Annotated in this window: 17 protein-coding genes; 11 read left to right on the top strand and 6 right to left on the bottom strand. The window is 69.5% G+C overall.

The genetic code is table 11. From position 1 onward, the window contains the following. The first annotated feature begins 49 nt into the window (after nt 1-49). Entirely contained in the window at nt 50-1,909 is a 1,860-nt protein-coding gene (locus tag P8A20_RS09140) for an IucA/IucC family protein (RefSeq protein WP_306103308.1), read from the top strand. Nucleotides 1,910-1,959: 50 nt separating this feature from the next. Beyond that, nucleotides 1,960-3,927: an ATP-dependent DNA helicase gene (locus P8A20_RS09135; protein WP_147959832.1), complete on the top strand. Its 1,968-nt coding sequence runs from the start codon at nt 1,960-1,962 to the stop codon at nt 3,925-3,927. A 200-nt stretch (nt 3,928-4,127) separates the two neighbouring features. On the opposite strand, the gene lexA is transcribed toward P8A20_RS09135, so the two are convergent. Beyond that, nucleotides 4,128-4,925 (bottom strand): transcriptional repressor LexA, encoded by a 798-nt coding sequence (gene lexA / locus P8A20_RS09130; RefSeq protein WP_014153661.1) that lies wholly within the window; start codon nt 4,923-4,925, stop codon nt 4,128-4,130. A 536-nt stretch (nt 4,926-5,461) separates the two neighbouring features. Between lexA and nrdR the strand changes: the two genes are divergently transcribed. Both nrdR and P8A20_RS09120 read left to right on the top strand, forming a co-directional pair. Then, nucleotides 5,462-5,977: a transcriptional regulator NrdR gene (nrdR, locus tag P8A20_RS09125; protein ID WP_306103307.1), complete on the top strand. Its 516-nt coding sequence runs from the start codon at nt 5,462-5,464 to the stop codon at nt 5,975-5,977. A gap of 147 nt (nt 5,978-6,124) precedes the next feature. Beyond that, nucleotides 6,125-9,028 (top strand): vitamin B12-dependent ribonucleotide reductase, encoded by a 2,904-nt coding sequence (locus P8A20_RS09120; protein ID WP_306103306.1) that lies wholly within the window; start codon nt 6,125-6,127, stop codon nt 9,026-9,028. Between the two features lie 327 nt (nt 9,029-9,355). Here the strand turns inward: P8A20_RS09120 and P8A20_RS09115 are convergent, their stop codons facing one another. After that, nucleotides 9,356-10,309: a hypothetical protein gene (locus tag P8A20_RS09115; RefSeq protein ID WP_261988674.1), complete on the bottom strand. Its 954-nt coding sequence runs from the start codon at nt 10,307-10,309 to the stop codon at nt 9,356-9,358. A gap of 186 nt (nt 10,310-10,495) precedes the next feature. Here P8A20_RS09115 and P8A20_RS09110 point away from each other — a divergent pair, with 186 nt between their 5' ends. After that, a complete protein-coding gene (locus P8A20_RS09110; protein ID WP_147960480.1) occupies nt 10,496-11,017 on the top strand; it encodes a GNAT family N-acetyltransferase in 522 nt (173 codons plus the stop codon). Between the two features lie 93 nt (nt 11,018-11,110). Here the strand turns inward: P8A20_RS09110 and P8A20_RS09105 are convergent, their stop codons facing one another. The 3 genes from P8A20_RS09105 to P8A20_RS09095 form a co-directional block, all read right to left on the bottom strand. Next, the gene (locus P8A20_RS09105) at nt 11,111-11,476 is read right to left on the bottom strand and encodes a hypothetical protein (protein ID WP_147959834.1); all 366 of its coding nucleotides are present in this window, start codon (nt 11,474-11,476) and stop codon (nt 11,111-11,113) included. Between the two features lie 47 nt (nt 11,477-11,523). Continuing rightward, nucleotides 11,524-11,715, bottom strand: coding sequence for a hypothetical protein (locus tag P8A20_RS09100; RefSeq protein ID WP_147959835.1), 192 nt, complete (start codon nt 11,713-11,715; stop codon nt 11,524-11,526). Between the two features lie 583 nt (nt 11,716-12,298). Beyond that, the gene (locus P8A20_RS09095) at nt 12,299-12,829 is read right to left on the bottom strand and encodes a TerD family protein (protein WP_306103305.1); all 531 of its coding nucleotides are present in this window, start codon (nt 12,827-12,829) and stop codon (nt 12,299-12,301) included. Nucleotides 12,830-13,032: 203 nt separating this feature from the next. Between P8A20_RS09095 and P8A20_RS09090 the strand changes: the two genes are divergently transcribed. The 6 genes from P8A20_RS09090 to P8A20_RS09065 all read left to right on the top strand — a co-directional run bounded on the left by P8A20_RS09090 (nt 13,033) and on the right by P8A20_RS09065 (nt 19,686). Then, the gene (locus tag P8A20_RS09090) at nt 13,033-13,638 is read left to right on the top strand and encodes a YdbC family protein (protein WP_147959837.1); all 606 of its coding nucleotides are present in this window, start codon (nt 13,033-13,035) and stop codon (nt 13,636-13,638) included. A 92-nt stretch (nt 13,639-13,730) separates the two neighbouring features. Continuing rightward, entirely contained in the window at nt 13,731-14,390 is a 660-nt protein-coding gene (locus tag P8A20_RS09085; protein WP_147959838.1) for a histidine phosphatase family protein, read from the top strand. 12 nt (nt 14,391-14,402) lie between these two features. Continuing rightward, entirely contained in the window at nt 14,403-15,314 is a 912-nt protein-coding gene (locus P8A20_RS09080) for an ADP-ribosylglycohydrolase family protein (protein WP_306103304.1), read from the top strand. 266 nt (nt 15,315-15,580) lie between these two features. After that, nucleotides 15,581-17,428 carry a DUF4153 domain-containing protein gene (locus P8A20_RS09075; RefSeq protein WP_306103303.1) on the top strand — a complete coding sequence of 616 codons (1,848 nt, stop codon included), beginning with the start codon at nt 15,581-15,583 and terminating at the stop codon, nt 17,426-17,428. Nucleotides 17,429-18,277: 849 nt separating this feature from the next. After that, entirely contained in the window at nt 18,278-18,988 is a 711-nt protein-coding gene (gene rnhB / locus P8A20_RS09070; RefSeq protein WP_147960519.1) for a ribonuclease HII, read from the top strand. 59 nt (nt 18,989-19,047) lie between these two features. Further along, nucleotides 19,048-19,686 (top strand): flagellar biosynthesis protein FlhF, encoded by a 639-nt coding sequence (locus P8A20_RS09065; protein WP_147960520.1) that lies wholly within the window; start codon nt 19,048-19,050, stop codon nt 19,684-19,686. A gap of 57 nt (nt 19,687-19,743) precedes the next feature. Here the strand turns inward: P8A20_RS09065 and P8A20_RS09060 are convergent, their stop codons facing one another. After that, entirely contained in the window at nt 19,744-20,376 is a 633-nt protein-coding gene (locus P8A20_RS09060) for a hypothetical protein (protein WP_147960521.1), read from the bottom strand. Nucleotides 20,377-20,502 lie beyond the last annotated feature (126 nt).

Below are 20,502 nucleotides of genomic sequence, written 5' to 3'. Positions count from 1 at the left end.
AACCGTAAAGCCCGCTCGAACCCCATCGGTCCCACCCGGAGGAGTCCCCGTGCCTGCATATCCCGCGAGTCACCATCAGACGGAGCCGCATACGCCGACCGACGCACCGGAACTCAACCGAACCGTCTGGGACCGGGCGTCGGCGAGACTCCTCGCCAAGATGCTCGGTGAGTTCGCCTACGAAGAGGTCATCGAGCCCCTGCCCCGGACCGGCGACGGCGCGGGGCCGAGCGGAGACTACGCCGTGCGGCTCGACGACGGAGCGACCCTGGTCTTCCGTGCCAGGCGCGGTGTCTACGGCGGCTGGCGCGTCGACCCCGCGACGATTCGCGAGGTCACCGGCGAGGGCCTCGGAGACCGGGCAGAGGACGGGGCCCCCTTCCGGGACCCGCTGCGATTCCTCGCCCGCGGCCGCGGTCTCCTGGGCCTCGACGGCGCGACGCTCGCCCACCTCATCCGTGAGCTGACCGCCACACTTGCCGCGGACGCCCGGCTGGAGCACACCGCGCTCGGTGCGGCGCAGCTCGCCGAGCTTCCCTACGCCGAACTCGAAGGGCACCAGACGGGACACCCCTGGCTCGTGGCGAACAAGGGACGCATCGGGTTCTCCTCCTCCGACGCCGCCCGCTTCACTCCGGAAGCACGGTCCGCCACCGTGCTGCCCTGGATCGCCGTCAGCACCCGCATAGCGGGCTACCGGGGAGTGGGCCGTGTCACCACCCCCGAAGACCTGTACGGCCAGGAACTCGACCCGGACGTCCGCGAGTCCTTCGCCACGATTTTGCGCGGACGTGGACTGGACCCCGTCGACTACCTGTTCCTCCCCGTGCATCCGTGGCAGTGGGACGAATGGGTCGTCCCACTCTTCGCCCCCGCGATCGCCGACGGCGACGTGGTGCACTTGCACGCCGACGCCGACCTCCGGCTGCCACAGCAGTCCATCCGCACCTTCACCAATGTGGGGCGCCCCGACCGGCACACGGTCAAGCTGCCCCTGTCGATCCTCAACACCCTGGTCTGGCGCGGCCTGCCGACCGAACGCACGCTCGCCGCCCCCGCAGTCACCGCCTGGGTCCAGGGATTGTGCGAGAGCGATCCCTTCCTCCGGGACACCTGCGGTGTCATCCTCCTCGGAGAGGTCGCCTCGGTCGCCGTCGAGCATCCGCTGTACGACCACCTCCCCGAGTCGCCCTACCAGTTCAAGGAGATCCTCGGGGCGATCTGGCGGGAGCCCCTTCAGCCGCGGCTCGCGCCGGGCGAACGTGCCCGCACGCTGGCCTCGCTGCTGCACACGGACCCCGACGGCCGCTCCTTCACCGCCGAGCTGGTCACCCGCTCGGGACTGGACCCGGAGGCCTGGCTGACCCGGCTCTTCGCCGCGCTGCTGCCGCCGCTCCTGCACTTCCTGTACCGCTACGGCACGGTCTTCTCCCCCCACGGTGAGAACGCCATCGTCGTCTTCGACGACAACGACGTGCCGGTACGCCTCGCGATCAAGGACTTCGTCGACGACGTCAACGTGAGCGCCCGGGCGCTGCCCGAGCACGACACGATGCCGGCGGACGTCCGTGCCGTCCTGCTCACCGAGGATCCCTCCTTCCTCACCCAGTTCATCCACTCCGGGCTCTTCGTGGGCGTCTTCCGCTACCTGTCCCCGCTCTGCGAGGAACAACTGGGCGTACCCGAGGGTGAATTCTGGTCACTCGTCCGTGCCGAGGTCCTGAGGCACCACGCCCGGTTCCCGGACCTCAAGGAGCGGTTCGAGATCTTCGACATGCTGACGCCGACGATCGACCGGCTGTGTCTCAACCGGAACCGTCTGCATCTGGACGGCTACCGGGACCGGCCGGAACGTCCGCACGCCGCCGTCCACGGCACCGTTCCCAACCCGCTCCACCCCTCCGCATGAGTCCGGGGCCGGCCGGTGTTGTCAGTGGGGCGCCGTAGGGTGGACGCGCTATGACGAAGCCATCTCTTCCCGAGCTCCTCCACGCCGCCGTCACCGCTGTCGGCGGCACGGAACGGACCGGCCAGGTCACCATGGCCGAGGCCGTCGCCGAGGCAGTCGACGACAACGCCCATCTGCTCGTCCAGGCCGGTACCGGGACGGGCAAGTCGCTCGGCTACCTGGTGCCGGCGCTGGCCCACGGCGAGCGGGTGGTGGTGGCCACGGCGACGCTGGCCCTCCAGCGCCAGCTGGTGGAGCGCGACCTTCCGCGTACGGTCGACGCCCTGCATCCGCTGCTGCGCCGTCGGCCGCAGTTCGCGATGCTCAAGGGCCGGTCGAACTACCTCTGCCTGCACCGGCTCCACGAGGGGGCGCCGCAGGACGAGGAGGAGGGGCTGTTCGACCAGTTCGAGGCGGCGGCTCCGTCGAGCAAGCTGGGCCAGGACCTGCTGCGCCTGCGCGACTGGTCGGACGAGACGGAGACCGGCGACCGGGACGACATGACGCCGGGTGTGTCGGACCGCGCCTGGTCCCAGATCTCGGTCTCCTCGCGTGAGTGCCTCGGCGCCACCAAGTGCGCGTACGGTGCCGAATGCTTCGCGGAGGCGGCCCGTGAGCGGGCCAAGACCGCCGATGTCGTCGTGACCAACCACGCCCTGCTCGCGATCGACGCGATCGAGGGGGCCCCCGTGCTCCCCAAGCACGAGGTACTGATCGTCGACGAGGCCCACGAGCTGGTCTCCCGGGTCACCGGGGTGGCCACCGGTGAGCTCAACCCCGGCCAGGTGAACCGGGCGGTGCGCCGGGCGGCGAAGCTGGTCAACGAGAAGGCGGCCGACTCCCTGATGACGGCGTCGGAGGGATTCGAGCGGGTCATGGAGCTGGCGCTCCCGGGGCGCCTCGAAGAGGTGCCGGAGGATCTCGGTTACGCGCTGATGGCCCTGCGTGACGCCGCGCGCACGGTGATCACCGCGCTCGGTGGCACACGCGACAAGTCCGTCCAGGACGAGGACGCGGTGCGCAAGCAGGCCATGGCGTCGGTCGAGTCCATCCACAGCGTCGCGGAGCGCATCACACAGGGCTCCGAGTACGACGTCGTCTGGTACGAGCGCCACGACCGCTTCGGCGCGTCGGTCCGGGTCGCGCCGCTGTCCGTGTCCGGGCTGCTGCGGGAGAAGCTCTTCGCCGACCGCTCGGTGGTGCTGACCTCGGCCACGCTCAAGCTCGGCGGCGATTTCAACGGGGTGGGAGCGTCACTGGGACTGGCTCCCGAAGGCACGGCGGGCGAAGACATCCCGCAGTGGAAGGGCCTCGACGTCGGCTCGCCCTTCGACTACCCGAGACAGGGCATCCTGTACGTCGCCCGCCACCTGGCCACGCCTGGGCGGGAGGGTTCCCGCACCGACATGCTCGACGAGCTCGCCGAGCTGGTGGAGGCGGCGGGCGGTCGCACACTGGGGCTGTTCTCGTCGATGCGTGCGGCCCAGGCCGCAGCGGAGGAACTACGCGGCCGACAGGACAAGCCGATCCTGCTGCAGGGCGAGGAGACGCTGGGCGAGCTGATCAAGAATTTCGCGGCGGACCCCGAGACGTGCCTCTTCGGGACGCTGTCCCTCTGGCAGGGTGTCGACGTCCCAGGTCCGAGCTGCCAGCTCGTCGTCATGGACCGGATCCCGTTCCCCCGGCCCGACGACCCGCTGATGAGCGCCCGGCAGAAGGCGGTCGAGGAAGCCGGCGGCAACGGGTTCATGGCGGTGGCGGCGACCCATGCCGCGCTGCTGATGGCGCAGGGCGCCGGGCGGCTCGTCCGGGCCATGGGCGACAAGGGTGTGGTCGCAGTGCTCGACCCCCGGCTGGCCAACGCCCGGTACGGGAGCTACCTCCGTGCCTCGCTGCCCGACTTCTGGTACACCACGGACCGTAACCAGGCGAGGCGCTCACTCGCTGCCATCGACGCGGCGGCCAGGACCACGGAGTGAACCGGGGGCCGGCGGATCGCACGAAGGCCGGTGCCTCCGCACTGCGCGACATGGTCCTACGGCAGGGCAGAAGGGGCTGTGGGACCAGGCCGTGTACATGTGGCCCCATGGGACCTCACGGCTCCGATGAGGGGCTGTGGACGCATCAGGGCCCCGGGACCGGCGCAGGGGTCCCGGGGCCCAGTCCGGACCGGCGTAGCTCAGACCCGCCGCAGCACTGCGACGACCTTGCCCAGGATCGTCGCCTCGTCACCGGGGATCGGCTGGTAGGCGGCGTTGTGCGGGAGCAGCCACACATGGCCGTCCTCGCGCTTGAAGCGCTTGACCGTGGCCTCCCCGTCCAACATGGCGGCGACGATGTCGCCGTTCTCCGCGACGGGCTGGCGGCGGACCGTGACCCAGTCGCCGTCCATGATCGCTGCCTCGATCATCGAATCACCGACGACCTTCAGCACGAAGAGCTCGCCGTCACCGACGAGCTGGCGGGGGAGCGGGAAGACGTCCTCGACGGACTCCTCGGCGAGGATCGGTCCACCGGCGGCGATCCGGCCGACCAGTGGCACGTACGAGGCCGCGGGCTTCCCGGTGGTGTCGGTCTGCTGCGTGCTCGGCTGGTCCGAGCCCCGGACCTCGTAGGCACGTGGCCGGTGAGGGTCGCGGCGCAGAAAACCCTTGCGCTCCAGAGCCATCAGCTGGTGGGCCACGGACGAGGTGCTGGACAGCCCCACCGCCTGGCCGATCTCGCGCATCGACGGCGGGTATCCCCGCCGCTGGACGGAATCCCGGATCACCTCGATCACGCGCCGCTGCCGGTCGGTGAGCCCCGAGCTGTCCGCCCGAATTCCTGGGGGGCGTCCGGGCAAGGAGCGCGCGGGTCGTGCGGGCTCTGGCCCCTCCGCGTTCATGACTGAGTCATTCATGGCATGCACCGGCTCAAGTCGGCTCTGGGAGCGGTGGTCATGGGCGGTGATGGTGGCACTGTCTGCGGTGGTGGTCACGTCGGCCCCTCTCGAATGGTCTCCCTAGCTAGCCAACGGTAGTAGCTTTCGAAAGGTTGCGCCAAACACACGTTCGAGTGAAAAACGAATAAAGGGCTGTCGCGGGCTTACCGAGAGGTGTATGAGCTGGCCCTGTGGGCCGGAATCAATGGGTGGCTCCCGGGGTTCACGCTAACCTCCGGCGGGTCCGCCCCCGCGTGCGGGGTGCGTGTCCCGGGCGCGCCACGGCATGCCTTCCCGACCCCTGTCCCGGCCGGCCGCGGTGCGGGCCCGGGGAGCCGCCCTCCGCTCGCTTCCCGTACCCTCGTGCCGGGCCGTAGGCTGCCTCCCGGCCCGCGGGAAAGCGCGACACGCGCGGGGGGCGGAGTCGGGGTGAAACCCTAGATGTAGTGGTTGCATTGCTGTCACCACCCACAAGTAGTGGTCCCCGGTCGGACGGGGTCTGGTTCATCGCCTATGCTTGTGACCGTCCTCAGGGGCCCTGAAACAGGGCACGGAGGGCTATTCAGTCGTGCTGTGAAGGAGGGTTCGGAGACATGCACTGCCCCTTCTGCAGGCACCCCGACAGCCGGGTCGTGGACAGTCGCACGACGGACGACGGGACGTCGATCCGACGACGGCGTCAGTGCCCCGACTGCTCCCGTCGCTTCACGACGGTGGAGACCTGCTCGCTGATGGTGGTCAAGCGCAGCGGCGTGACCGAGCCCTTCAGTCGCACCAAGGTCATCTCCGGAGTCCGCAAGGCTTGTCAGGGCCGTCCCGTCACCGAGGACGCCCTGGCGAAGCTCGGCCAGAGGGTCGAGGAGGCCGTGCGCGCCACGGGGAGTGCCGAGCTGACCACCCACGACGTGGGTCTGGCCATACTCGGCCCCCTGCAGGAACTCGACCTCGTCGCGTACCTGCGTTTCGCTTCGGTGTACCGGGCGTTCGACTCGCTCGAGGACTTCGAGGCCGCCATCGTGGAGCTCCGCGAGCAGCGGCCCCGCGCAGAGCAATGCGGGAGCGGTGGGACCCCCGAGGTCCCCGCCCCCGCCGCAGTCGCCGCTGATTGATCACCTGGCCGGCCGCCCGAGGCGGCGGCGGGCGGCACCAGACCTGTTCCGGGACGCTGTGCGTGGCGTCCGGAGCATCAGACACACACTGTGCCCTGGGAAGAACTGGGCACTTCAGGGCGTTTTTGCCCACATATGGGAGGCGGCATGACAGAGACGGCGAGCGGCCCGGCACGAGGTTCCCGCACCAAGGGAGCCAAGTCGACTGCGACCAAGCAGGGCCTGCGCATCGAGCGCATCCACACGACTCCCGGCGTGCATCCGTACGACGAGGTCGCGTGGGAGCGCCGTGACGTCGTCATGACCAACTGGCGCGACGGCTCGATCAACTTCGAGCAGCGTGGCGTCGAGTTCCCCGACTTCTGGTCGGTGAACGCGGTCAACATCGTCACCAGCAAGTACTTCCGGGGGGCTGTCGGCACGCCGCAGCGCGAGACCGGTCTGCGGCAGCTGATCGACCGGATCGTGAAGACGTACCGGAAGGCCGGCGAGGACTACAACTACTTCGTTTCCCCCGCCGACGCCGAGATCTTCGAGCACGAGCTGGCCTACGCCCTCCTGCACCAGATCTTCAGCTTCAACTCCCCGGTGTGGTTCAACGTCGGTACGCCCCAGCCGCAGCAGGTCTCGGCCTGCTTCATCCTGGCCGTCGACGACTCCATGGAGTCGATCCTCGACTGGTACAAGGAAGAGGGCATGATCTTCAAGGGCGGCTCCGGTGCCGGCCTGAACCTGTCCCGCATCCGCTCCTCCAAGGAACTGCTCTCCTCGGGCGGCAACGCCTCGGGTCCGGTCTCCTTCATGCGTGGTGCCGACGCCTCCGCAGGAACGATCAAGTCCGGTGGCGCCACCCGTCGCGCGGCCAAGATGGTCATCCTCGACGTCGACCACCCCGACATCGAGAACTTCATCGAGACCAAGGTGAAGGAGGAGGAGAAGATCCGCGCCCTGCGTGACGCGGGCTTCGACATGGACCTGGGCGGCGACGACATCACGTCCGTCCAGTACCAGAACGCCAACAACTCGGTCCGAGTGAACGACGAGTTCATGAAGGCCGTCGAGGCCGGCGGGAAGTTCGGCCTGCGCGCCCGGATGACCGGCGACGTCATCGAAGAGGTCGAGGCCAAGTCCCTCTTCCGCAAGATGGCGGAAGCCGCATGGGCCTGCGCCGACCCCGGCATCCAGTACGACGACACCATCAACGCCTGGCACACCTGCCCGGAGTCCGGCCGCATCAACGGCTCGAACCCGTGCAGCGAGTACATGCACCTGGACAACACCTCGTGCAACCTCGCCTCGCTGAACCTGATGAAGTTCCTCAAGGACGACGGCGAGGGCCGCCAGTCCTTCGAGTCCGAGCGCTTCGCCAAGGTCGTCGAGCTCGTCATCACCGCGATGGACATCTCCATCTGCTTCGCGGACTTCCCGACGCAGAAGATCGGCGAGAACACCCGCGCCTACCGCCAGCTGGGCATCGGCTACGCCAACCTCGGCGCCCTGCTGATGGCCACCGGGCACGCGTACGACAGCGACGGCGGCCGTGCGCTCGCCGGCGCCATCACCTCGCTGATGACCGGCACGTCCTACCGCCGCTCCGCTGAGCTCGCCGCGGTCGTCGGCCCGTACGACGGCTACGCCCGCAACGCCGAGCCGCACCAGCGCGTCATGAAGCAGCACTCCGACGCCAACGCCGTGGCCGTCCGCATGGACGACCTCGACGCACCGGTCTGGGCCGCGGCCACCGAGGCCTGGCAGGACGTGATCCGTCTGGGCGCGAAGAACGGCTTCCGCAACGCCCAGGCCTCGGTCATCGCGCCTACCGGCACCATCGGTCTCGCGATGTCCTGCGACACCACCGGTCTCGAGCCCGACCTCGCCCTGGTCAAGTTCAAGAAGCTCGTCGGCGGCGGATCGATGCAGATCGTCAACGGCACGGTCCCGCAGGCGCTGCGCCGGCTCGGCTACCAGCCGGAGCAGATCGAGGCGATCGTCGCCCACATCGCCGACCACGGCAACGTGATCGACGCTCCCGGCCTCAAGACCGACCACTACGAGGTCTTCGACTGCGCCATGGGCGAGCGTTCGATCTCGGCCATGGGCCACGTCCGGATGATGGCGGCCATCCAGCCGTGGATCTCCGGCGCACTGTCCAAGACGGTGAACCTGCCGGAGACGGCCACCGTCGAGGACGTCGAGGAGGTCTACTTCGAGGCGTGGAAGATGGGCGTCAAGGCGCTCGCCATCTACCGCGACAACTGCAAGGTCGGCCAGCCCCTCTCCGCCAAGACCAAGGAGAAGGAGAAGGAGGCGGTCACCGCCAAGGCCGAGGACACCATTCGCGCAGCCGTCGAGAAGGTCGTCGAGTACCGCCCGGTCCGCAAGCGCCTGCCCAAGGGCCGTCCCGGCATCACCACCTCCTTCACGGTGGGCGGCGCCGAGGGTTACATGACCGCCAACTCCTACCCGGACGACGGTCTCGGCGAGGTGTTCCTGAAGATGTCCAAGCAGGGCTCCACCCTCGCGGGCATGATGGACGCCTTCTCGATCGCCGTCTCGGTCGGTCTGCAGTACGGCGTGCCGCTGGAGACCTACGTCTCCAAGTTCACGAACATGCGCTTCGAGCCGGCCGGTATGACGGACGACCCGGACGTGCGGATGGCGCAGTCGATCGTCGACTACATCTTCCGCCGCCTGGCACTCGACTTCCTGCCGTTCGAGACGCGCTCCGCGCTCGGCATCCACTCGGCCGAGGAGCGTCAGCGCCACCTCGACACGGGTTCGTACGAGCCCGCCTTCGGGGACGAGGACCTGGAGAGCCTGGCCCAGTCCGCTCCGGCGGCCGTGGAGCCGCTGAAGGCCGTTGCCCCGGCCGAGGAGAGCGTCGCGGAGAAGCCGGCCCCCAGGGCCGCGCACACCTCGGCCGAACTGGTCGAGATGCAGCTCGGAATCAGCGCGGACGCACCGCTCTGCTTCTCGTGCGGTACGAAGATGCAGCGTGCGGGCTCCTGCTACATCTGCGAGGGCTGCGGCTCGACCAGCGGATGCAGCTGAGAACGAGCGGAATCGCGTCTGAGGCAGGTTTGAGCATCTGCTGCCGAGGGCGCTGATCCGCACATGGGAGAGGGCACCGACCGACGGTCGGTGCCCTCTCCGCCATTTCGGATCCGCGTGGATTCGAGTCGCTGCGTGACCGACGCGTCGAAGTTGCGTTGCGTGCACGGTGACGAAAGCGGCTGACTTGCCGGGGTCGGCGTCCTCGGCGCCGGCCTCGGGCGTCGTACGCATCGACCCGGCGCCGGCCGTGTCCGGGACGGTGGCGGGCGGCCGGGCTGTGCGGCAGCGGACCCCGATGCCGCGCGCGAGCCGCCCCGGCGGGGCTCAGCAGTCGTAGCGGTGGGTGTACGGGGTGTCGGGGCAGGTGCGGCAGACGAAGAAATACATGCCGCCGAGGTCGCCCAGGCACATGTCGTGCCCGAATGTGTCGAGGGTGGCGGGATCGGCCTCGGCCCGCCAGGACGGGACCGTCGCCCCGTCCCGGTGTGGGTCCCGGTCGGCCAGGGGGAGCCAACGACCCGTGTCCGGTTCGGTCGCGGTGACGCTGAGCAGGTGTTCCATGCGGGTGCCGCAGCCCGCGCAGTCGGGCCAGTCGGGCTGCTGGGTCCACCCCGGGTAGCCGCCGACCTTGCTCTGCTGCGTGGTGGCCACCTCGAAGTAGTCGTAGCCCTGTACCTCCTTCAGGTCCTCGAACCGCTCGTCGAGCAGATTGCCGAGCCCCTCCGGCAGGTCCCAGTTCGGGTACTCCACGGCCTGAGTGGGGGACACCGTGCACGGGCGGGGCAGATAGTCCGCCTCCGCCGTGTGCGGTCGCGGCGGTTCCCCGGCGACGGGGCCGGCGGTCGTCAGCGCCGTGCTACGCCAATGGAGCCGAGGGTTGGCCGCGTACCGGTCGTCCTCGTGGACGAGCGGGCACCAAAGGATCTGCAACAGGTCGGTGCCGGGCGGGAAGACGAGGCCTGGCACGTCCCGTGCGTACAGCTGCACCACCGGGACCATCGCGACCGGCTCGGGTCCGACGGGCGCGTCGAGCGGCTTGTAGTGGTCCGGTTCGGCGCACATCGGCCAGGGCTCGTCGGCCGGCCACAGCAGCGGCCCGCCGATCGAGCTGTCACCCGGGCCCGGCTGCCCGGCCCTGGGGTAGAGGAGGGTGACTTCGCGGGACGTGCCGGTCAGCTCCGGAAAGACCGCCTCGACGTCGAACGGGATCGGCGCCGGCGGCCGGGGCCCGGTCGGCTGGGCCCGGGCGACGTCCTGCTGCGGGTGCCGTGACGGCATGGGGGTCTCCTGCTGTGGCCGGACGCCGCCGACCCTGGGAGCGTGGACCGGTGACGAGTACGGAGCTGCTGATCGCGATCAACGGGATCGGTCGCGGTCAGCCTGCCGGTGCCGGTGATCATGTGGTCGAGATTTTCGGATAATACAAGTGCGGCCTGGTCGCCCCGCGTGATATTCCTCCCGCCTATGGACGATCTTGTGACAGCGCGGCTCGTGCTTCATCCGATGACCGTCAGCGAGGCTGAACAAGTGGTGGCGGGCGAGTCGGCCAGCGGTGCCCGGTGGGGGCCCGGATATCCCACCGATGGGGACGTGTCGGCCGCCAGGCGCTTCCTGGGTACCTGCGCGACCACCGGTGATCCCCAGCCGTTCGGCAACTATGAGGTCCGGCGCCGCGAGGACGGTGCGGCGATCGGCGGCGTGGGCTTCCACGGAGCTCCGGACGAGGAGGGGGGCGTCACGATCGGCTACGGCCTCATCCCCTCAGCGAGAGGCAACGGATACGCTTCCGAAGCTCTCCGCGGACTGCTGCCGTTCGCGCGGGCACGCGGCGTCACCCGCGTGAAGGGCGACGCCGACCACGACAACATCGCATCCCAGCACGTGATGACGGCAGCCGGGATGCGGCCGGCCGGACAGGACGAACGCGTCAGGTACTTCGAGATCGCCTGGACCGGCACGACGGCGAATCCTGACCCACACTCCTGACCTTCGCCTCGGGACCCGGCGTGTCCCGCCCTGCCTCCCGGGCTCTCCGGGCCAATGGGGGGAGACGGGTATCGGAACCGTCGGATGAGTGGGTCACCCGTCGAGGAATCGGTGTCTGCTGTCGGCCGGCGAGGTGAAGAGCTGGCCATCACGGACCTGCCATTCGCTCGGTCCTTCGACTTCGTGGCTGACGAGCAACAGTCCTTGGACGAGGTCTCCGTCGTCGTCGGATGCGGGAATCCGAGCGATCTCCTTGATCTGATCCACGAACCAGTCCAGGGCCGAAGCACGGATGTCAGCCCCGTAGAAGATGTAGTGGGTCCAACTGGTGTGCCGGCGCGGTGAGCCCCACCCGTTGGAGTAGTGGTTGTCTTCATGAGACGCGATGACCTCGCGGACGGCGGTGAGTTGTGTCTCGTCGCACTCCAGCCATCCTCTGATCGAGACGTAGACGCCCATGATTCGTCCTTTCTGTCTTCAGTTCTGATCTGCCAGCCGTCGACTGCTCAGGTGCCCCGGTCGCCGACGGCGGCTCGCTGCCACTTCACGGCGACGGTGATGTCTGTGCCGAGGGTGCGGGCGAGGACCGCGGCGGGTAGCCCGGTCGCGAGCTGGAACAGTGCGGTTGAGCGGGTTTCCGCGAGGCGGATGCCGAGCTTGCGGAGTCGTTCGCTCCTCGCCCAGACGCTGATCGTCACGCCGGGCCGGACTCCGGGGGAGAGCCAGGGTGAGTCCGTCCGGGCGAGGACGGCATGGCTCCGGCGGACCACGACCCAACCATCTACTCGTCTCGCTGGGGCAGGGTTCCGAGGGTCGGTCTCCCTCGCGGTGCTCGACCGAGAGGAGTGGACCCCAGGCCGCACGCGCCGGTTTCGTGGGGATGCCGACCGGATGCGACGACTCGCCGACCGCAGGGCGCCACGGTTGAGGGCACGGGGTTCCTCGGCCGTGGTCCGGAACCCGAGGAACAGCGCGTGCGAGGGATATGCGTTCTCCGTCGGTGGCACGACCGCGGCCGCACCGGACAGGGCGTCCGGTGCGGTCCCCGCGGATCGCTGAACAGCAGTGCACCAAGGGGGCCGGCCGTCGGCCGGCCCCCTTCGGAGCGCCGTCACTTCGAACCGGCGTGGGATTCGCCGGTTCGGAAGCGGTGGCGGAAACACGACGTCCTGGCCGAAGGCGCGGGCACCGGTGAGAGCCATCGGCGCGGGCACGGAGCGGCCGGACCGTGGAGTTCCCCAGGTGTCCTCACGAGGAGTCCGGGGCTGCGGCCCGTCGGTGTCAGCCTGCGCGGCTTCCCATCTCGGCGGCGAACGAATCAGGGTCCCCGTCGAATCCGCGCAGGGTCCCGCGGAAGCCCCAGGAGCCCGAGGAGTCCCGGACGAACTCCGCCACGACCGCGGCGGTGGCGGCCCCCACCGTCGAGAAGTCGTCCTCCGCCAGAATCGTGTAGCCCTCGCGGATCTGCACGGCCGTGTGCTCTATCCGGTCGAAGGTCTTGCGGCCGTCGCGCTGCTGGATGGCCACGCCCACCACGACCCTGGCGTAGGCGTCCGACAACCGTTCCAGTTCGAGCGTCATGACCTCGTCGAAGCCGAAGCCCTGCCCTGTCCGGCTGTCCCGGTTCAGCGTGATCGTCCCGTCCGGTGACCGGCTGTCGAAGTGCACGAGGTAGGCAGGGCTGCCGTAGGGCCTGTCCGTGCCGTACGTGGCCGCGATTATGTCGAGATCGTTGGCCGGCTCACCGGCGGCGCTGGGGTCCCATTTGACCCTCACCTCGACCTTCTCGATGTCCTTGTTGGGAGTGCTCATCACACGTGCCTCCTCGCTGCTGGACCGACGGGCCTCATCCATCCTCAGATCATGTCCGTAACTGTCGGTGAAACCAACCGTGTTGGAAATGGACGTCACTTTCGGGCCATGGTGTGGCCGGAGAGGTGCGCCACGCGGTGCCGGCCGGACCCGGTCCGTCAGGAGCGTGACCCGCGCCACGCCGGGCGCCGTACGATGGCTCTGTGCTGGTCAAGTGGATTCGCTGCACCGTGGTCGACCGCCACGGTTTCGAGCGGGAGCAGCGGAAGTGGGCGGGACTGCTCGGTGAGCCGGGATTCCTGACGCAGAGCGGCGGGTGGAGCCGAGGGCAGCCCGATGTCGCCCACGTGTTCGCGTTCTGGGAGAACAGGGTCTTCTACGACTCGTTCATGGCCCGCGGGCACGACAGGCTGGCCGCCCCGCAGTCCGGCACGTACAAGGACATGCAGGTCAAGCTCTTCGAGTACCGCTTCGACGTGAAGACCGGATTCGAACCGGACTTCACGGACGCGGACGTGGTCAGGGTCGCGCACAGCCGGGTGTACGAGGACCGTGTCGACCACTTCGCACTCATGCAGCAGCGGGTGTGGAATCCGGCCATGGCGGGTTCCCCCGGAATGTTGCGCGGAGTTTTCGGAGAAGCTCCGGGCCCCGAGTTCCTTGTGCTGTCCATGTGGCAGTCGAGCGCCGAACGAGGCAAGTACCGGCCCGGGAGCGCCGCTCGGCTCGAGGCGCGGGCGGAGACGGAACGGGACGTCGAGACGCTCACCGGGGACGTGGTGCAGCTCGAGCCGTCGTGGACCGTCTGACCGCGGCCCGTAGGGCAGTTTCCTTGGTCACATACGCTCGACGGTGCCCGTACGGGTGCTCGATCGCACCGGACGGCATCTAGGGTCGGTACATGGCACGACCGCAACGCATCGTTCTCGTCCGGCACGGTGAGTCCGAGGGCAACGCAGACGACACGGTCTACGAACGCGAGCCGGACCACGCTCTGAGGCTCACGGCCAAGGGCCTGGGCCAGGCACGGGCCACGGGGACGCGGCTGCGTGAGACCTTCGGCGACGAGCGTGTGAGCGTCTACGTCTCGCCCTACCGACGCACCCACGAGACCTTCAGGGCTTTCGATCTCGAACCTGAACACGTGCGCGTCAGGGAAGAACCGCGGCTGCGTGAGCAGGACTGGGGCAACTGGCAGGACCGTGACGACGTCAGGTTGCAGAAGGTCTACCGGGACGCCTACGGGCACTTCTTCTACCGCTTCGCGCAGGGCGAGTCCGGGGCCGACGTGTACGACCGGGTGGACGCGTTCCTGGAGAGCCTCCACCGCAGTTTCGAGGCGCCGGACCACCCCCCGAACGTCCTGCTGGTCACGCACGGGCTGACCATGAGGCTCTTCTGCATGCGCTGGTTCCACTGGTCGGTGGCGGAGTTCGAGTCCCTGTCCAATCCTGGGAACGGAGAATCCCGGACCCTGCTTCTCGGCGCTGACGGCCGCTATACGCTCGACCGGCCCTTCGAACAGTGGCGCACCCCTGAGCCGTACGGCAGTACCGGATAGAGTGGAAGAGCGATGACCGCTGACTCCGCTTACGACCGCTTCGAACGCGCTCTGGCCAGCCTGCGTGGACTGTCCGTGGGAGATGCCCTCGGCTCCCAGTTCTTCGTCCCGGCCAACTACCCCCTGCTCAAGGACCGGGACCTGCCGCCCGGTGACTGGCAGTGGACCGACGACACCGAGATGGCCTCCTCCGTACTCGCGGTGCTGGCCGCGCACGAGCGCATCGACCAGGATGCGCTCGCCGAGTCCTTCGCCCGTCACCATGACTTCGACCGGGGCTACGGGCCCGCGGTGAACCGGCTGCTCAGGCTGGTCAGGGAAGGCGGGGACTGGCGCGAGCTGGCGTCCGCGCTCTTCCAGGGCCAGGGTTCCTGGGGCAACGGTTCGGCGATGCGTATCGCGCCGCTGGGCGCCTGGTACGCGGACGATCCGGAGCAGGCCACCCATCAGGCCGAGGTCTCCTCGTACACCACCCATCAGCACCGCGAAGCCGTGGTGGGCGCCATGGCAGTCGCGGCGGCGGCCGCTCTCGTGGCCGCGCCCGGGCGGCCGCCGACGCCGGAGGGCCTGATCGACGGTGTGGTCGCCCTCATCCCGCGCAGCGCGGTCGGCGCCGGGCTGCGACGGGCGCGCGACATGCTCGACTACCGGGACGCGGGGACGGTCGCGGCGGTGCTCGGCAACGGGCGTCGTACGAGTGCGCACGACACGGTGCCGTTCGCCCTCTGGTCCGCGGCGCGGAACCTCGGCGATTTCGAACATGCCTTCTGGGTGACGGCGCAGGCGGGCGGTGACGTGGACACCACCTGTGCCATCGTCGGTGGAGTCGTTGCCGCGGAACCGGTCGGTGCCCCGCCGGCCGAGTGGCTGGCCCGGACGGAAGAACTGCCCGAATGGGTCCCGTCGGCTCCGGCGCGCCGCTGAGTTCCACGTCTCCGGCGGGCTGCTGACCGTCCGGTGAAGGGCCGGCGCTCCGGGGCCGCCGCTCATGAGGCCCGCATCCGGTGCCGGCACTTCCACTGTCACGGTCCTGCCACAGCGGCGGACCTGGTCGGCCGAACAACCTGCAGGGGACTTACTCTTTCGCCCACGCCGCCCTCATCGATCTTGGTGGGCGTGCGCCTGGAGATGCCGGGGCCGACGCGCCGCGATGTGGCCGTGCGAGCGGACCCCGGTGGGGGAGGGGTCCCATGTCCGAACATTCGTCCGATGCGTCCAGCCGGCCCGATGTGTCGCCGGAGGCCGGTGACGCCGGGCAGGTCGCGTCCGGTGCCGAGCCTGGGCCCGGTGACACGGTGGGGTCCGATGTGTCGCCGGAGGCTGGTGACGCGGGGCAGTCCGCGTCCGGTGCGGCGCCCGGCCCCGTGTCCGAGGAGTCCGGCAGGGCGAGGGCGGCCGCAGGGACGGTGCGGGTTTCCGGTCCGCCGGTTCCGCCGCAGAACGTGGGCCCGGACGTGCCGAAGGTGCCCGCCTACCTCCGGTCCCCGCAGCCGACGGACGCCCGGCAGCGCGGGGCGCAGCAGCCGCCCGGCGTGCTGACCAGGCTGCGGGCCGCTTCCCCGCCCGCGATCGGACCTGGCACCCTCTGGTCGGTGTTCGCCACGGCCCTTCTCAGCGCGCTGCTGCTCGGGGACGGCCTGGGGCTCAACCTTCTGATCGTTGCCGTGCCCGCGGCCCTGGGAGCCTACTTCGCGGCCCGCTCGGCACGACGCAGGCTGCGACCCTGGACCGCGGTCTGGGCGTTGGGCGGCTTGGCGCTCCTGGCGATCCCCGCCCTCCGCGATGCGGGGTGGCCGGTGTTCCTCGCCATGGTGTCGGCCCTCGCTCTGGGTTCGCTCGCCCTGCACGGAAGCCGTAGCTGGCCGGGCGTGCTGCTCGGGTCGGTGGGCCTGCTTCCCTCGGTGGCGGGCGGGGCACGCTGGGGGTGGCGCGGGGTGCGCGCCCGGGCGGACGACTCCCGCGGCCGGGTGCGCACCGTGGCGCGCACCACGGCGGTGGCCGTCGTCCTGCTCATCGTGTTCGGCGCGCTCTTCGCGTCCGCGGACGCCGCCTTCGCCGATCTGCTGGGCAGCCTCACCCCCGACGTATCGATCGGTGACAGTCCCTGGCGCGTCTTCCTCTTCGTGCTCGGCCTCCTCGGAGCGCTCGCCGCCGCTTACAGCGCCGCGGCACCGGTGCGCTGGGACGGCATCACCGTTCGCCCGGGCACTGCCAGGAACAGGGCCGAGTGGGCACTGCCGCTGATCGTGCTCAACCTGCTCTTCGCCGTCTTCATCGGACTCCAGCTGGTCGTTCTCCTCGGCGGGTACGACAAGGTGCTGGAAGAGACAGGACTGAAGCCCGCCGAGTACGCGCGGCAGGGTTTTTGGCAGCTGTTGTGGGCCACTGTGCTGACCCTGATCGTCATCGCGCTGGCCCTGCGCTGGGCCCCGCGGGGCAGAGCGGGTGACCGGACACTGGTCCGGAGCGTTCTGGGTCTCCTGTGCGTGCTCACGCTCGTCGTGGTGGCCTCCGCGCTGCGGCGCATGGACCTCTACGTGGACGCCTTCGGCCTGACCCGGCTCCGGATCTCCGTAGCCGCCGTCGAGCTCTGGCTCGGCGTGGTGCTCGTCCTCATCCTCGCGGCCGGAGTGTTCGGCGCCAGGCTGCTGCCGCGCGCCGTCGTGGGGAGCGCGGCCGTCGGTGTGCTCGCCTTCGGGCTGATCTCGCCCGACGGGCTGATCGCCGAACAGAACGTCCAGAGGCACCGCAGCGGCGGGACGATCGACATCGAGTACCTCAAGGGGCTCTCCGCGGATGCCGTACCGGCGTTGAACGAGCTGCCGGAACCTCTGAGGTCGTGTGCGCTGGAGAACTTCCAGCGCGACTTCGCACTCCCGGACGCTCCTTGGTACGTCACCAGCTGGGGTGAAGCCAGGGCCCGGGAGGTCATCGAGGAGCACCCAGCAGAGAGCCAGGGGGCCAAGTGCTACGACCTCGGCCGGGATGCAGACGAGCGGGACGGTTACGAGGAGGAGGACTCCTACGACCCGTACTGAGCGGTGGGGCCCGGCCGGTCCGGCGGCACATCTCCTGCCGGACAACTCCGGCACCGGGCCCTTGCCCTTGGATCCGAGCCCCCCGGCCTCCCGCCGTTTCGTGTGGATCGAGCGGCTTCGCGTTCCGAGTGGATCGCGCGGGCTCCCGTTCCACTGGGATCGTGCGGACCGCTCGTTCCGGAGAGAGTGGGCCACGCGTGGCGGCCCGGTTGCGCAGGGGGTTCTCGGTGCCTGATCAAGGTGCCGAGCGGATGAGTCGATTCCCTCGAACGACCGCTTGCCCGAGAGATGTTCTGGGGACTCTTCATGGGCATGGGCCGACGACTCGGGGCATGGGCCGACAAGACCCCTCCCCACCTGTGCGCAGTGGGGAGTGGCTCGCGAACGGCCGTCCTGGCCCTGGGTGAGTCGGCCGATGAACGGAATCGATTGATGATTCGCTGTTCGCGTCTGCTATTCAATGGCCTGGTGGATGCTGGTGGGTCGTATTTTGCAGGGCGGTGTGCTGCCTCGTCCGAAGTTCTTGAGGGGTCGCGAAGTGCAGTCCAGATCCTGTGTGTGCTGGGATGCTGTCACTCTGTGTGTGTGATTTTTCCGCGTGTGATCTTTGTCGGTGAGAATCGTTTGTATAATTATGTGCAAAAGTGAATGATCGGATAAGGGTGCGGGGACGTGTGATCGGCCGGTCGCGAAGCCGGTCGCCCGGGTGCGGCGAAGTCGCCCCGGGGGTGACGCCTCGCCGCCGCCCCCGGTTCGTGGCGTTCCGGACGCGGCCGGACACGCGCCGAACGGTTGGACGGTGCCCCGGGGTGTTCTTGCCGCGGCCATCGGCGTAACCTGGCTGGCGCCATGCCGTACGAACCACCCACGCACACCGTCGAGCGCTCACTGCGCGCCACATCCGGTGCCAGGACCGTCGCCGGCGTCGACGAGGTCGGACGCGGAGCGTGGGCCGGCCCCGTCACCGTGTGCGCGGCCGTCACCGGTCTCCGCAGACCCCCCGAGGGCCTCACCGACTCCAAGCTGCTCACCCCCAAGCGCCGGGCGGAACTCGCCCCGACGCTCGAGAAGTGGGTCACGGCCTACGGGCTGGGGCACGCCTCACCAGGGGAGATCGACGACCTCGGAATGACCGCGGCTCTCCGCCTCGCGGCCGTAAGGGCGCTCGATACGCTGCCCGTTCGGCCTGACGCCGTGATCCTCGACGGCAAGCACGACTACCTCGGCCCGCCTTGGAACGTCCGTACCGTGATCAAGGGCGACCAGTCCTGTATCGCCGTTGCTGCGGCCTCGGTGATAGCCAAGGTCCACCGGGACACGATGATGGCCGAACTGGGCGCGGAATCGGGGCAGTACGCAGACTTCGCCTTCGGCGCGAACGCCGGTTATCCGTCACCGGTACACCGGGCAGCGCTGGAGGAACGGGGGCCTACGCCTCACCATCGCCTCAGCTGGGCCTATCTCGACGCGCTGCCCAAGTGGCAGCACCTGAAGAAGGTCCGATTCTCCGCCGAGGCGGCGGCACTGGAAAGCGGGGGCCAGCTCGGCTTCGACTTCTGATCGCGCAGGCGCATCCCTCCGCCGACGCCTTCGCGTCGGCAGTGAAAGACAACCATTCCATGCCTCTCATCCCCGAGGAGCCTCAGATTCCCGAGAGCGCCCAGGGTCCCCGCGTCACTCCGGCCGCCGGCCGCACCGCGCCGACCCCCCGTCCCGTACCCGGCCCGCGTTCCGCGGCCACACCGCGTCCCGGAAGCCCGGGCCGCGGCCCCGTGCGGCCAGCGCCCCCGGCGCAGCGCCCGCACCACACCCCCGCTTCTGCCGCAGCTCCGGCTCCTGCCGGACGGACGTCGGCGGAAGAGACTTCCGCGGCGGAGTTCCAGCTGATTCCGTCGACCGCCGACGGTGCGGTCGACGCCGCCGACGAGGCCGTCGACCTGTTGCTCGACTCCGGTCAGGCACCCGGAGCGATCCTGGTGCTGACCACCGGCGAGCTGCACCCCTGGGCCGCACACGAGCTCTCCTTCGGAGAAGCCTCGTACTGGGCCCAGCACGAGGCGGGTGACGACGTCTTCTTCGCCCGCACGGTGAATGCAGACCGTTGCGCCTCCCGCTCCGTCGTTGTCGTCGCCGTCAACGGAGACCTCGACGGAACGGCTGCCCGTACGCTGTCCGGCCTGCGGGAGCGATCCGGTGCGCTGTTGATCGTGTGCGGAGACCCGCAGACGATCAACTCCGCGCTGGGCGCGGCAGTCTGAGCCGTTGGACTGTGGGCCCCGGTCGTCTGCGACGACGTCCGGGGCCCACATCCTGTTTCACCGGGCGGCGCTCCGCCGCAGTGCCTCGGCGGCCCCACCGCCGGTGCGCAGCGGAACGAGTTCGTGGTCGGTGGAGGTGTCGGCCAGGGCCGACGGCCTGGACAGCAGCGTCGGTCTGCGACCGCCCCGGCCCTCGCCGAGCACCTGCCAACCTCCGTGGGTCAGGGTGATGTAGGCGCCGCAGCGAAGGCCGTGCAGTGTGCAGGCGTCCCTGAGCCCCCACATCCACGCACCGTCCTCCTCCGTCCAACGTTCGTCGCCTTCACGGCAGTAGAGCAGGACTGCGGTGCGCACAGGGGTGCGGCGGCGCAGATCGTGCGGGATCACCCGGCGCAGATGCGCCAGGAGGGCGTTGCGAAACTCCCAGCCGTCCGCGGGCGCGGTTGACCGCCTGACGAACGAGGCGCTGGCCGTGAGGCGTTCCTCATGGTCGAGTACGGCGACGACCGCAGTGGCCGGGGTCGGCCGGTGCCGTGCGTGGAGGCCGCTGACGACCTCACGCGGATTGCGCAGCAGGGGTATACCTGCCGCCGCCCACTCGGCCGGTTCGAGCATCCTGGCGACGTGGTTGACGGAGCCGGCGGACGCCGACAGTGAGGTGGCTGCGGACGGAGCGAATCCGAAGGTCACGGTCCTCCCTTCGCTACGCGCCCACGATGCGGGCAGGGTCGAGTGAGGGCGCGCCGCGGCACAGCCCTTTCGGGCCCGCGAAAAGACCGTGCGGGGAGCGACTCCAATTCTTCCTGTCGTATCGGC

The organism is Streptomyces sp. Alt3, assembly GCF_030719215.1.
GTDB classification, from domain to species: domain Bacteria; phylum Actinomycetota; class Actinomycetes; order Streptomycetales; family Streptomycetaceae; genus Streptomyces; species Streptomyces glycanivorans.
Note: the sequence above shows the minus strand (reverse complement) of the source record. Positions and strands in the feature narration are given on the sequence as shown.